Here is a 12,266-nt window from a genome sequence, read left to right as displayed (position 1 = left end):
TCCCCTCGCGCTCGGCTCCCGCTCTCCCCTCGCCTAGCGGAACACACCCGCCATTCGCTCCAACAGCCCCGAGAACCCCATGGGGCTTGCCCGGGTCCCCAGCAGCTCCTCAGCCATGGCCATCACCATCCGGGAGACCCGGGCGTGGGGCTTGGCCAGGATGAAGGGCTGCTGGGTCTGGACCGCCTCCCGCACGTGCTGGTCGAAGGGGAGGTAGCCCAAAAACTTCAGCTCATGCCCCAGAAACCGCTGGCAGACCATGTTGAGCCGCTCGGCCACCATCCGAGCCTCCGATCCGTTGCGGGCCTGGTTGACCACCAGGTGGATCTGCCCCTCGGGCCGCCGGGTGAGAATCACCTTGGCCATGCCGTAGGCGTCGGTGATGGCCGTCGGTTCGGGCGTGGTGACCAGGATGGTCTCCAAGCTAGCCAGAACGAAGCTGAGCACCGTCCGGCTCAAGCCCGCGCCCGTGTCGATGATCACCACATCGAACATGGCGTCCAGCCGGGCCAGCTGCCGGAGGAGCCGGTCCAACTCCGGCTCGCTGGGGTTGGCCAGCTCGTAGAAGCCGGAGCCGCCCGCCGCCACCTTCAACCCCAGGGGGCCCGTCACCAGGCACCGCTCCAGGTCGGCCCCCCGCCGCAGGACGTCCACCAGCCCTTCCGCGGGAGCCAGCCCCAGGAGGACGTCCACGTTGGCCAATCCCAAGTCGGCGTCGAAGAGCATCACCCGCCGGCCCATCTGCTGCATGGCCAGGGCCAGATTGACCGCCAGGCTGCTCTTGCCCACGCCGCCCTTGCCGGAGGTGATGGTCACCACCTGGCCCCGCCGGAGGGGCCGGCCTTGCGCGACCTGCCGGGCGAGGAGACGGAGCCGTTCGGCCTGGTCACTCATGGCTCTCCTCCAACAGCTGGGCGGCGACCCGGTCGGGGTCGGCCACCTCGAAGTCGTCGGGCACGTCCTGGCCCGTGGAGATGTAGGCCAGGGGCCGGCCCGTGAACATCACCGCGTTGAGCAGCATGCCGGGGGCGGTCGTCTCGTCCACCTTGGTGATGATCAGGTGGCGGAAGCCCAAGGGCTCGAAGCGCTCCACCGCCCGGACCATGTCGGCGTAGCGGACGGTGGCGCTCAGCACCAGATAGACCTCCGGATCGGGCAGGAGCCGGAGGTAGGCCCGCATCTCCTGGAGCCGCATCAGGTCCTGAGGACTCCGCCCGGCGGTGTCCACCAGGAGCAGCTGGCGGTCGGCCATCCGGTTCAGGGTCGCCTCCAACTCACCCGGGTGGTAGACCACCTCCATAGGCAGCCCGATGATCTCCGCGTAGGTTCGAAGCTGCTCGGCCGCCCCCACCCGGTAGGTGTCAAAGGTGATCAGCCCCACGGGGTGGCCAGCCATCAAACCGTAGTGGGCCGCGAGCTTGGCCAGGGACGTGGTCTTCCCGACCCCCGTTGGGCCCACCAGCACCATCACCCGGCGGGGCCCGTCCCCCAGGCGCAAGCTGGGGCTGACGGGGATGAGGCCCGCCAGGTGATCCCGGGCCAGCTCGAAGAGCCGCTCCTCTGGAAGCTGAGCCCCCGGCGCCACCAGCGGCACCAGCCCGTCCACCACCTGCCGGGCGAAGGGAGGCTCCACCGCCCGATCGACCAGGCGCTGGTACACCTTCTCCAGGCCCGGAGGCCAGCTGGGATCGGCGCCGGCGGGCGGGGGCACCGCCTCCCGAACCTCCACCCGGACCGCGGGCGCTGCCTCCTCGGGACCGGCGGCCGGCATGCCCGGCGCCTGCACATGACCGTTGGCAGCCCAGCCCGCCGGCGCCGCCGGGACGCCCCACGGCCCCTGGGGGGACGTGGTGGGACCAGCCGGGAAGGCCGGCTGGGCGGAGGTCTGCTGGCCCAGGAGCGCGGCCCGCTCCTGGACCGCCGGCGAGGCCCCGGGCGGCGGGCTGGCCGGCGGAGGCCCACCGGCCGCGGGCGGAAGGGGGTTGGCCGTCCAGGGGCTGGCCGGGTCTGCCGGCGGGGCGGCCTGGGCAGGCGGGGCTTGGGTCGACGTGGCCTCCCGCCGAGCTCGCTGGTCGACGGCCGCCAGGACCTCGGTCCGCCGGGGGCCGAAGAGACCGAAGAGGCCCCGCCGGTAGGTGCGGGTCTGGAGGATGATGGCCTCAGGCCCAAACTCGGCCCGGACCCGCTCCACCGCCTCCTGCATGGTCGGTGCGACAAACCGCTTAACCCTCATCGGCCCTCACCATCCCCACAGGGTGAACCCGTACTTCGGCGCTGATCTCGTTGTAGGAGAGCACTGGCAGGTGGGGCAGGCTCCGCTCAATGAACCGCCGCAAGGCAAACCGCAGGTGGGGTGAGCAGACCAAGACCGCCCGCTCTCCCTTGACCGCCGCCTTCTCCACCCATCCGGCGATCCGCTCCATCAACCGCTGGCCCGCTTGGGGCTCCAGGGTGAGGACGCTGCCCCGCTCGTTCTGCTGGAGCGCCTCGGTCAGCTGTTGTTCCAGGCGGGGCTCCAGGGTGATGATGGGCAGCGCCCCATCGCTCCCCTGGTAGGCGGCGGAGATCTGCCGGGCCAGCGCTTCCCGGACCAGGGCGGTCAGGTACTCGATGTTCTTGGAGGTGGTGGCGCCGTCCCCCATGGTCTCCAGGATGGTCACCAGATCCCGGATGGCCACCCCCTCCCGGAGCAGGTTCTGGAGCACCCGCTGGACCTCGCCCACCGTCACCACCTGGGGGACCAGCTCCTCCACCACCGCCGGGTACTCCCGCTTCAGCTGGTCCAAGAGCCGCCGGACCTCCTGCCGGCCCAAGAGCTCGTGGGCGTACGAGCGGATGACCTCCGACAAATGGGTGGCCACCACCGAGGTAGGATCGACGACGGTGTAGCCTGCCGCCTCCGCCTCCTCCCTGCGGGAGGCGGGGATCCACAGAGCAGGCAGCCCGAAGGCCGGCTCCTTGGTGGGAATCCCCTCGATGGTCTCGCTCACCTCGCCCGCGGCCATGGCCAGAAACTCGCCCAGCCGGAGCTCGCCCTCGCCCACGGGGATCCCCTTGATCTTGATCCGGTACTGGGAGGGCTCCAGGGCCAGGTTGTCCCGGATCCGGACCGACGGGACCAGGAGGCCCAACTCCTGGGCCATCTGCCGGCGGATCAGGGCGATCCGGTCCAGGAGCTCCCCCGACTGGCTGGCGTCCACCAAGGGCACCAGCCCGTAGCCCACCTCCAGCTCCAGGGGGTCCACCTGGACCAGGCTGGCCACATCCTCGGGCTCCCGCCGCTGCTCCTGGGCCCGCTGGTCCGCCTCCACCTGCTCCTGGAGGGCCAGCTCCCGGTGGCGCCGCTTGAGGAGGTACCCCGTCCCTCCCAAGACACCGCCCAAGGCCAGGAAGGGGGCGGTGGGCAACCCCGGGAGGATCCCCATGGCCGCCAAGGCTCCCCCGGAGACCAGGAGCACCTGGGGATCCGCGGCCATCTGGCTGGTGAGCTGGTGGCCCAGGTTGGAGCTGGCCGCGGCCCGGGTGACGATCATGCCCGTGGCCGAGGACATGAGGAGGGCGGGAATCTGGGTGACCAGCCCATCGCCCACCGTGAGCAGGGTGTAGGTGGTGAGCGCCTCGGACAGGGAGAGGCCCCGCTGGGCCACCCCCACCGCGAAGCCGCCCAGAATGTTGATCACGGTCACAATAATGGAGGCGATGGCGTCGCCCTTGACGAACTTGCTGGCGCCGTCCATGGCGCCGTAGAAGTCGGCCTCGCGCTGGATCTGGGCCCGCCGCTCCCGGGCTTGTTTTTCATCGATGAGCCCGGCGTTCAGGTCGGCGTCGATGGCCATTTGCTTGCCGGGCATGGCGTCCAGGGTGAAGCGAGCCGCCACCTCGGCCACCCGTTCCGCGCCCCGGGTGATGACGATGAACTGGATGATGACCAGAATCAGGAAGATAATGAAGCCGACGACGTAATTGCCGCCCACCACGAACTGGCCGAAGGCCTGGATCACCTGACCCGCGTACCCGTGGAGGAGGATGAGGCGGGTCGAGGAGATGTTGAGCGCCAGCCGGAAGAGGGTGGCCACCAAGAGCAGGCTGGGGAAGACAGAGAACTCCAAAGCGTTCTTGACGTTCATGGTGACCAGGAGGGTCATCAGGCTGAGGCTGATGTTGAACGCCAAGAGCACGTCCAAAAGCGCGGGAGGCATGGGGATGACCATCATCACCACGATGAGGAGAATCCCCAGGATCACCACCACGTCGCTTTGGCGAAGGAGCCGATGGAAGATCTCCCGAGTCTGCACAGCCACTGCCGTTTCCCCTCTTCCCCCGCCCGCACGGGGCGGGCCTTCTCCCAGCCTCAGGGGCAGCCGGGCTCCCGGCCTCGGGGCCGGTCCTCAGGCTGGCCCCATCACCGCCCGTGCTTGAGGCGCCAGACCAGGGCCAGGACCTCGGCCACGGCCCGGTAGAGCCGTTCGGGGATCTCCTGGTCCACATCGCACGCCTCGTACAGCGCCCGGGCCAGGGGCGGGTTCTCCACCACCCGAACCCCGTGGGCCCGGGCTTCCTCGATGATCCGCCGGGCCAGGTAGTCGGCGCCTTTGGCCACCACCACGGGCGCGTTCATCCGGTCCATCTCGTACTTGAGGGCAACCGCCACGTGGGTGGGGTTGGTGATGACCACGTCGGCGGTCCGGACCGCCTGGATCATCCGGCGGCCAGCGATCCGGCGCTGCTCCTGGCGGATCCGCTGGCGCACGTGGGGATCGCCCTCGGTCTCCCGCTGCTCCTGCTTGAACTCATAAGGCGTCATCCGCAGCCGGGTCAGGTACTGGTTCCGTTGGAAGGCGTAGTCGAAGGCTGCGATGACGAGCCACGCCCCGGCCGTCGTCCAAAGGAGGCGTCCCAGCGCCCCGCCCACCTGCTGGAGGGCGATCACGGGGGTGGCGTGGATCAACCCGACCAGCTGCAGGATGGTGCCCGACAGAACCCAGTAGGCGACCGCCCCGACCACCGCCACCTTGAACAGGGCCTTGGCCAGCTCAAAGAGGCTCCGGCGGGAGAAGATCCGCTGGAAGCCGGCCACCGGGTTGATCCGCTCCAGCTTGGGGGCCAAGGGCTTGGCCGTAAAGAGAAAGCCGATCTGGGCCAACTGAGCCCCCACCCCTACCACCAGGGCGACCAGGAGGAAGGGCCCTGCCGCCCGGGCGAAGGCGAGGGCCGCTTGGGCCATCAGCCCGCCCAGCCACTCCCGGGTCCACTCGCCCGGGGGCGGGACCTCCTGGAAGAGCTGGATGGTGAACCGGACCGGCCCCTGGGCGACGAAGCGGGCGGCCTGGTCCAGGAAAAGCCCCAGCATCAACAGGAGGAGGGCCGGCCCCAGCTCCTGGCTCTTGGCCACCTCCCCCCGCTCCCGGGCCTCCCGGAGCCTCCGGGGGCTGGGCGGGATGGTCCGCTCCTCCGCGAACCTCTGGAGGTCGAAACGGAACCCGTCGGGGCGGACCGGGTCCCCCTGACCCTGGCGACTTCTTTCGTTCCGATTCGGGCTTTTCCTGTTCTTTCCCAGCTCAGGGACCGCCACGTCGCCTCGCTCCCGCCTTAGGGCGCCCTCAAGCTCAAGAGCAGCTCAGCCAGCACCTCCGGCAGCCGCCCGGCCGCCCCCACCAGCATGCCAACCGCCTCCACGTAGAAGGGCATGGCCACCAGCAAGACCACCAGCCCCAGTCCGATCTTGATGGGGAAGCCCTCGATGAAGACGTTGAACTGGGGCACCGCCCGGGCCAGGATCCCCAGGCTCACATCGGCCAGGAACCCCGCGGCCACCACGGGGAGGCTGAGCCGCAGGCCCGTGGCGAAGACGGCCGCCGACTCCCGCGCGATCAGCTGGGCCGCCGAGGGGGTGACGGCGGCGGCTCCGATGGGGATCCAGTTCAGGCTCTGCCGCAAGGCGGCCATCACCACCAGAGGCCCTCCCAGCGCGAAGAAGAGCAGGGCGGCCAGAATGCTGAAGAGCTGGGAGAGGACGGGCACCTGCTGGCCCGTCTGGGGGTCCAGGAGGTTGACCACGCCGAACCCCATCGGCATGTCCACCAGCTGGCCCGCAAGCTGCACCGCCCCCATCACCATCTGGATCACCAAGGCCATGCCCAGGCCGACCAGGGCCTCCCGCACAAGGGCCAGCGCGTACCCCGGCTGGGGCGCCAGCCAGTGCTCCGGCGGCACCGCCGGCCAGAGGGCGAAGGCGAGCCAGCCGGAGAGCCCCAGCCGGATGGGGATGGGTACCCGGGCAGCCCCCACGGGGAAGAGGAAGACCAGCACCCCCACCCGGATCAAGAGGGCGAAGAGGGTCCAGATCTCAGGTCCCAGGTCGACGGAGAGACTCATCCGATGAACCGGTCCAGGTTCCCGAGGAGCCGGACGGCGAAGTCGGTGATCCGCCCGAACATCCAGCTCCCCGCCAAGAAGACCACGGTCAGCACGGCCACGATCTTGGGCACGAACGCCAGGGTCTGCTCCTGGATCTGGGTGACCGCCTGGAGCAGGCTGACCACCACCCCCACCACCAGGGCGGCCAGCAGGATGGGACCGGCGGCCAAGAGGATGGTCTGCACCGCCTCCCGGGCCAGATCGGTGGCCACACCCGCGTTCACCTGGACCTTCGCCTCCTTCCCTCACCCACCTAGGGCCTCCCGGGAGCCTCCGGGCCTCGCCCAGGCCCTGCCCTTACCCATCCGCTACGTGTAGCTCGCGATCAGGGACCGGACGATCAGGCCCCAGCCGTCCACCAGCACAAAGAGCAAGAGCTTGAAAGGCAGGGAGATCATCACCGGGGGCAGCATGAACATCCCCATGGACATGAGGGTGCTGGCCACCACCATGTCGATGACCAAGAAGGGCAAGAAGAGCACGAAGCCCATCTGGAACGCGCTCTTCAGCTCGCTAAGCGCGAAGGCGGGGACCAGCACGTAGAAGGGGAGGCTCTCCCGGTCGGAGGGCTCGGGCGCCCCCGACGCCTCCAAAAGGAGGGCCAGATCTTCCTCCCGGGTGAAGCGGTACATGAAATCCCGCAAGGGGCCCTTCCCCCGCTCCACCGCCTCTTGAAAACTCACCTCGCCGGCGAGGTAGGGCTGGATCCCATCCACGTAGACGGCCTGCCACGTGGGCGCCATGACGAAAAAGGTGAGGAAGAGGGCCAGCCCGATGAGGAGCTGGGTGGGCGGCGTCTGGTTGGTGGCCAGGGCGTTCCGGACGAAGCTGAGGACCACCACGATCCGGGTGAAGGAGGTCATGAGGACCAGGATGGACGGGGCCAGGCTGAGCACCGTCAGGACCAGCAGGATCTCCAGCGCCGCGGCCAGACGCCCCGGCTCATCCCCCGGTGTCACCTGAATGGACACCCCCGGTGCGCTCTGGGCGGCCACACTGCCGCCCCCCAGCGACCAGAGCACCATCGCCACCACCAGCGCCACACCCAGCCGTCTCAACCCCGCTCTCCCTCCGCCTGCCGGGGGCTGGGACGCGGCTCCGGCCGGCTTGGCCGCCGGCCGAAGAGCCCCACCACCCGGGCCGCCTCCATCCAAGGGAGCCCCTTGCCTCCAGGGAGGCGCTCCACCGCCTCACCAAGCTCGACCACCGGCCCATCCACCTCGGCCAGGAGGGTGATCCCCCGCTCGCTCCCGCCCACCAGGAAGAAGCGCTCGCCCACCTGGACCAGGTGGAGCCCCCGCTGAGCTCCCAGGGGGAGGCTCTCCACCAGGGTCATGTACCGCCCCCGCCGGGGCCGGGCCCGACCGCCCAGGAAGCGGGTGACGACGTAGGCGGTGGGGACCACCACCACCAGCGCCGCCAGGACCCGCAGAAGCTCCACCCAGATGGTCTCGCCGCCCACGGCCCTCGCCTCACTCGCTCAACAGCGGCGCCCGCTCATCGGGCGCGAGGATCTGGGTGATCTTGATGGCAAAGTTGTCGTCCACCACCACCACCTCGCCCTTGCCCACCAGGCGCCCGTTGACCCGCAGATCCACCGGCTCGCCCGCCAGCCGGTCCAGCTCCACCACCGTCCCCACCTTCAGGTCCAAGATCTCCTTCACCTTCAGCTGGGTCCGGCCCAACTCCACCGTGACCTCCAAGGGCAAGTCGAGCACCCGGCTTAGATCCCGCTCGCCGGCCACGCCGATGGGCTGGCGCAGGGGCGAGAACCGGGCCGGCTCCACCCGCACGGGACCCTCCAGGGGCCGGGGAGGCCGCTCCCTGGGCGGTGCGAGCCCACCGCCCAGCTCGGCGGCCCGCTCCAGCCGCTCTTTCAGGTCGTGGGCCACATCGTCGGGCAGCCAGAAAACCAGGGGCGACCCCGCCGAACCCACCGCCAGGCGGGCCACCCAGACCTGCTCCTCCGGGCCGAAGGGGAGGAGCCCTTCGGGCAGGCCACCGCTCAGATCGACGTTGCGGACGCTCCCCTTCTCGATCTCGACCGGATGGCCCCAGAGGGCGGCCAGGCTCTGGCAGAAGACCTCAGCCCCCTCTTCCAGGAAGCGGTCCTCGCCGGGCGCCGTCTGGGGATACCAGAGGAGGAAGATCCCTTCGATCCCGTCGTGAAGCTCCACCGAAAGCTGCCGCTGGACCCCGCTCAGGCTTGCGGCCGCCTCCCCCACAGGCTGGGCCGCCAGCTCCACGAAGCGCGGGGTGAGGTCCGGGTGGAGCCGGTTGAGGCGCTGCACAATCAGCTGGAAAAGCTGCTGGAGCACCGGGGCCGGGTTAGCCGCCGGCGGGCGCCCGCCCCCGCCGGCCAGCCCAGGCTCCGACGGAAGCCGCCCCTCGGAGAGGAGCACCTCCAGCTCTTCACGGGTCAAGAGCTCACCAGCCATCCGCTTCCTCCTCCCTTCTCAAGGCCTCCTGGGCCAGAGGCTCCGCACCGGGCCAGGCGGCATCAAGCCGGACGGCCAGGCGCCCGGAGGCCTCCCCGGGGCTTCCCAGAAAGAACGGGCGGTCCCCCACGTGGACGGCAAGGGGCTGATCCACCCGCTGCTCCAGCTGGAGCACATCGCCCGGCTCCAAGGAGAGGAGCTCCCGTACCGTGAGCCGGGCTTCTCCCAGGACCACCCGCACCGTGACTGGGGTCTCTTCCAGGTGCCGCTGGAGCCTCTGGCGGATCCGGGCCAGATCCTGCAGCCCTTCCACCTCACCACCCAGGCCTTGGCGGGCGAAGCCCTCCAAGCCTGCCCGCACCTGGATGGCCCACTCGGGCGCGAGAAGCAAGAAAAGCCGCTGGGAACCGGGCCCCGTCGGGCCCCTCTGGGTGTCCCAGCCCACATCCAGCCCGATCAGGAACCACCGGCTCCGGGCCGCCACCTGGTCGGGCCCGATGGGGTGCACATCCAGCTCATGGGGCGGCACCGCCCGATCCAAGCGCTGGACTTCCAGGCGGAGCAGGCGGTAGGCGAGGCGGGCGCTGATCTGCCGGATCACCCGGGCCTCCAGCTCCGTCGTCGGCCGGGCGGGTCCTGCCGCCACCCCCAGCCCGCCCAAGAGGGCGTCGAGGGTTTGGACCATCAGGACCCGGGGCCAGATGAGGAGCACCGCGGCGCCGTCCACGGACCAGCGGTAGATGGCCCCGCCGGCCTGCTCCCAGAGGGCGCGGGCCCGCCGCACGGCGACAGGCGGCCCGGCCACCGTCACCCGCACCTCCCGCCGGAGCCAGCGGCTGAGGACCCGGGCCCACTCCTGGGCCAGCTCCTCCTGGAAGCGGAGGAGCCCCTTCCACTCCTGCTCGCCCAAAGGCCCGTACTGGCCCAAGGGAGAGGGACGGATCCCTTCCGGCCCGCCCCCGGCCGGGCCCGAGGGAGACTCCCTTGGAACGGCGCCCTGCACCCGCCGCACGAGGACCGCTCCTTCCCACCGGCCGCTACTACTGCATCACCAGGTCCACGAAGTACAGGTTGCGGACGGGCTGGCCGGGGAGGATGTCGTTCAGGGCCGTGACCAGGTCGCTCCGAAGCTGCATCAGGCCAGCCTCACCCTCCAAGTCCTCCATGGTCCGGCCGCGTACGATGGTGATGATCCGGTCCCGGACCTGCACCTTGCGCTGCTCCAGCAAGGAGAGGGCTTTCTCGTCCTGCACCTCCACGACCAGCTGGGCCCGCAGGTAGTGGACCATCCCCGAGGGGCTGGCCGCCAGGTTCATGGTCATGACGCCCAGGTCATGGGTGGGCCCCAGATCGGGGGTGCTTCGGTCGGGCCGGCGCTCGCCTGCGACCACACCTGCATCCACCAGAATGCGATAGTCCACCACCCGGTAGGTGACCAGCGCGGCGGCCGCCACCGCGAAGAGGACGATCGCAACGAGGATGGCAAAAGACTTGGCATCGAGCCGCAACCGCTCGTTCATTCATACCCCTCCTTCCGGCTCGATGGCCTCTGCTCCTGCTTGGGGATGGCCGCCTTCGATGGGCTCCGCCGCCGTCAGGCCGGCCCGCAGGAGCAGCACGTCCACCCGCCGGTTCCGCTGGCGGTTTTCAGCTGTGTCGTTGGGGAAGAGGGGGCGGTACTCCCCGTATCCCGCCGCCGACAGGCGCTGGGGATCGAAGCCCTCCTCCTCCACCAGGTACCGGATCACCCGGCTGGCCCGGGCGGTGGAGAGCTCCCAGTTGGACGGGAAGATTTCATTATTAATAGGCCAGTTGTCCGTGTGGCCCTCCACCCGGAAGTGGTAGGGCCACTCCCGCAGGACCGGCGCGAGGGCCTTGAGGATCTCGATGGCCTCCGGCTTCAAGTCGGCCTTGCCCAGGTCGAAGAGGACCTGGTCGGTGAAGCGGACGACCACTCCCCGCTCCTCCACCCGCACCTGCACCCGCTCGGCGAGCCCCATCTCCGCGAGCCGGGTCTGGATTTGCATGGCCATGCGACTCGCTTCCTGGAGCTCCCTCTGCAACTGGGCCTGGAGGGCGGCCGCGGCCATGGGCCCGCCTTCGATGACGTGCTGCGGTGCCAGGCTCCTGCCGCCGTCGAGGACCCCCAACGAGCCCTGGATGCCCCGCAAGATGGTCTCGAATTGCTGGATGTCCACCTGCGAGACGGCGAAAAGCATGACGAAGAAGACGAGGATGAGCGTCATCATGTCAGCATAGGTGGTCATCCAGTGGGGGGCGCCCGGAGGCCCGCTGCTGTCTGGCCGGCGACGCCTACGACGCATCGCTGGTCACCGCCTCGCGCCCGGCCTGGGTCCGGCTGGCCAGCTCCCGGGCCCGTTCCTCGGGCGACAGGAAGGCGAGGAGCTTCTCCTCCACAATCCGCGGGTTCTCGCCCGCCTGAATGGAGAGAACCCCCTCGATGATCAGCTCCCGTTCCAGCCGCTCCTGCTGGCTGCGGACCCTGAGCTTGCCAGCCATGGGCAGGAAGACCAGGTTGGCCAGCATGACCCCGTAGAAGGTGGTGATCAAGGCCAGGGCCATGCCCGGCCCAATCGCCTCGGGGTTGTCCAGCTGGGCCAGCATCTGGATCAGCCCAATGACCGTCCCTAGCATCCCGAACGCCGGCGCGTAGGCGCCCATGGCCTGGAGGACCTCCTGGCCTAGGGCGTGGCGTTCCTCGTGCGCGGCCAGGTCGATCTCCATGATGCTCCGCACCAGCTCAGGCTCGGTCCCGTCCACCACCAGCTGGACGCCCTTCCGCAGGAACTCGTTGGGATGCTCGGCCACCTCCTGCTCCATGGCGAGCAGCCCCTCCCGCCGGGCCTTCTTGGCGAACTCGACCACCTCGTGGATGAGCTCCCGGGCCTGGCTCTCCCGTCCCCGGAAGGCGACCCCGATGAGGGGAATGATGGAGAAGACCTGCTTGGCCGGAAATTGGACCAGCACGGCCGCGAGGGTTCCGCCCAGCACGACGAGCATCGAGGGCACGTCGATGAAGGTGCTCAGGCTCGAACCGTCCAGGATGGACAGGGAGATGAGGACGAAGCCGAGCCCAATCCCCAAAACAGTCGTTAGATCCATGCTGCCGCCCCCCTGGCCCGGGCCGGTCAAGCCGGCCCGAGAAGGTTCGGCCCGGCCGGCCGTCGCCGGCCGGGCCGTACCCCGATCACGTGCCCAATGGCTCCGGATTTAGCGCTTCAGGTTCACCAGTTCCTGGAGCATCTCGTCTGACGTGGTGATCACCCGGGAGTTGGCCTGATACCCACGCTGTGTCAGGATCATCTCGGTGAACTCCTGGGCCAGATCCACGTTGGACATCTCCAGGGTGCTCGGGAGGATCGAGCCCCGGCCGCCGGTGTTGGCCGCGCC

At 69.7% G+C, this 12,266-nt stretch carries 14 protein-coding genes; all 14 read right to left on the bottom strand.

The window, feature by feature from the left end; all coding sequences use genetic code 11:
• Positions 1-33: 33 nt before the first annotated feature.
• Positions 34-894 (bottom strand): MinD/ParA family protein, encoded by an 861-nt coding sequence (locus FWJ67_RS08630; RefSeq protein WP_414482209.1) that lies wholly within the window; start codon positions 892-894, stop codon positions 34-36.
• Positions 887-2,233 (bottom strand): flagellar biosynthesis protein FlhF, encoded by a 1,347-nt coding sequence (gene flhF, locus FWJ67_RS08625; protein WP_414482705.1) that lies wholly within the window; start codon positions 2,231-2,233, stop codon positions 887-889. Before flhF ends, FWJ67_RS08630 begins: the two co-directional genes overlap by 8 nt.
• Positions 2,223-4,301, bottom strand: coding sequence for a flagellar biosynthesis protein FlhA (flhA, locus tag FWJ67_RS08620; RefSeq protein WP_414482211.1), 2,079 nt, complete (start codon positions 4,299-4,301; stop codon positions 2,223-2,225). Before flhA ends, flhF begins: the two co-directional genes overlap by 11 nt.
• Positions 4,302-4,402: 101 nt before the next feature.
• Positions 4,403-5,572 carry a flagellar biosynthesis protein FlhB gene (gene flhB, locus FWJ67_RS08615; protein ID WP_304171685.1) on the bottom strand — a complete coding sequence of 390 codons (1,170 nt, stop codon included), beginning with the start codon at positions 5,570-5,572 and terminating at the stop codon, positions 4,403-4,405.
• A gap of 17 nt (positions 5,573-5,589) precedes the next feature.
• The gene (gene fliR / locus FWJ67_RS08610) at positions 5,590-6,375 is read right to left on the bottom strand and encodes a flagellar biosynthetic protein FliR (protein ID WP_304171683.1); all 786 of its coding nucleotides are present in this window, start codon (positions 6,373-6,375) and stop codon (positions 5,590-5,592) included.
• A complete protein-coding gene (gene fliQ, locus FWJ67_RS08605; protein ID WP_304171681.1) occupies positions 6,372-6,641 on the bottom strand; it encodes a flagellar biosynthesis protein FliQ in 270 nt (89 codons plus the stop codon). The genes fliR and fliQ overlap by 4 nt, the downstream gene beginning before the upstream one ends.
• A gap of 84 nt (positions 6,642-6,725) precedes the next feature.
• On the bottom strand, positions 6,726-7,475 hold the full coding sequence (fliP, locus tag FWJ67_RS08600) for a flagellar type III secretion system pore protein FliP (protein WP_304171679.1): 750 nt from the start codon (positions 7,473-7,475) through the stop codon (positions 6,726-6,728).
• On the bottom strand, positions 7,472-7,879 hold the full coding sequence (gene fliO, locus FWJ67_RS08595; protein ID WP_304171677.1) for a flagellar biosynthetic protein FliO: 408 nt from the start codon (positions 7,877-7,879) through the stop codon (positions 7,472-7,474). The genes fliP and fliO overlap by 4 nt, the downstream gene beginning before the upstream one ends.
• Before the next feature lie 10 nt (positions 7,880-7,889).
• Positions 7,890-8,855, bottom strand: a complete 966-nt coding sequence (fliN, locus tag FWJ67_RS08590) for a flagellar motor switch protein FliN (RefSeq protein ID WP_414482212.1) — start codon at positions 8,853-8,855, stop codon at positions 7,890-7,892.
• Positions 8,845-9,867: a FliM/FliN family flagellar motor switch protein gene (locus FWJ67_RS08585; RefSeq protein WP_304171673.1), complete on the bottom strand. Its 1,023-nt coding sequence runs from the start codon at positions 9,865-9,867 to the stop codon at positions 8,845-8,847. Before FWJ67_RS08585 ends, fliN begins: the two co-directional genes overlap by 11 nt.
• A gap of 28 nt (positions 9,868-9,895) precedes the next feature.
• Entirely contained in the window at positions 9,896-10,375 is a 480-nt protein-coding gene (gene fliL / locus FWJ67_RS08580) for a flagellar basal body-associated protein FliL (protein ID WP_304171671.1), read from the bottom strand.
• On the bottom strand, positions 10,376-11,179 hold the full coding sequence (locus FWJ67_RS08575; RefSeq protein ID WP_414482213.1) for an OmpA family protein: 804 nt from the start codon (positions 11,177-11,179) through the stop codon (positions 10,376-10,378).
• On the bottom strand, positions 11,169-11,978 hold the full coding sequence (locus tag FWJ67_RS08570) for a flagellar motor protein (protein ID WP_304171667.1): 810 nt from the start codon (positions 11,976-11,978) through the stop codon (positions 11,169-11,171). Before FWJ67_RS08570 ends, FWJ67_RS08575 begins: the two co-directional genes overlap by 11 nt.
• 108 nt (positions 11,979-12,086) lie before the next feature.
• On the bottom strand, positions 12,087-12,266 hold a 180-nt coding region (locus FWJ67_RS08565), incomplete at its 5' end, for a flagellar basal body rod C-terminal domain-containing protein (protein ID WP_414482704.1).

The sequence above is a fragment of the Limnochorda sp. genome (assembly GCF_047459355.1).
Lineage (GTDB): Bacteria > Bacillota > Limnochordia > Limnochordales > Limnochordaceae > Limnochorda.
The sequence above is the reverse complement of the archived record's forward strand: the minus strand, read 5'-3'. Positions and strand labels throughout refer to the sequence as shown.

What these genes read in the sequence shown, in the direction of transcription:
- FWJ67_RS08630 (WP_414482209.1), bottom strand. Translation starts at nt 894, where the DNA reads ATGAGTGACCAGGCCGAACGGCTCCGTCTCCTCGCCCGGCAGGTCGCG.
- flhF (WP_414482705.1), bottom strand. Translation starts at nt 2,233, where the DNA reads ATGAGGGTTAAGCGGTTTGTCGCACCGACCATGCAGGAGGCGGTGGAG.
- fliR (WP_304171683.1), bottom strand. Translation starts at nt 6,375, where the DNA reads ATGAGTCTCTCCGTCGACCTGGGACCTGAGATCTGGACCCTCTTCGCC.
- fliN (WP_414482212.1), bottom strand. Translation starts at nt 8,855, where the DNA reads ATGGCTGGTGAGCTCTTGACCCGTGAAGAGCTGGAGGTGCTCCTCTCC.
- fliL (WP_304171671.1), bottom strand. Translation starts at nt 10,375, where the DNA reads ATGAACGAGCGGTTGCGGCTCGATGCCAAGTCTTTTGCCATCCTCGTT.
- FWJ67_RS08575 (WP_414482213.1), bottom strand. Translation starts at nt 11,179, where the DNA reads ATGCGTCGTAGGCGTCGCCGGCCAGACAGCAGCGGGCCTCCGGGCGCC.
- FWJ67_RS08570 (WP_304171667.1), bottom strand. Translation starts at nt 11,978, where the DNA reads ATGGATCTAACGACTGTTTTGGGGATTGGGCTCGGCTTCGTCCTCATC.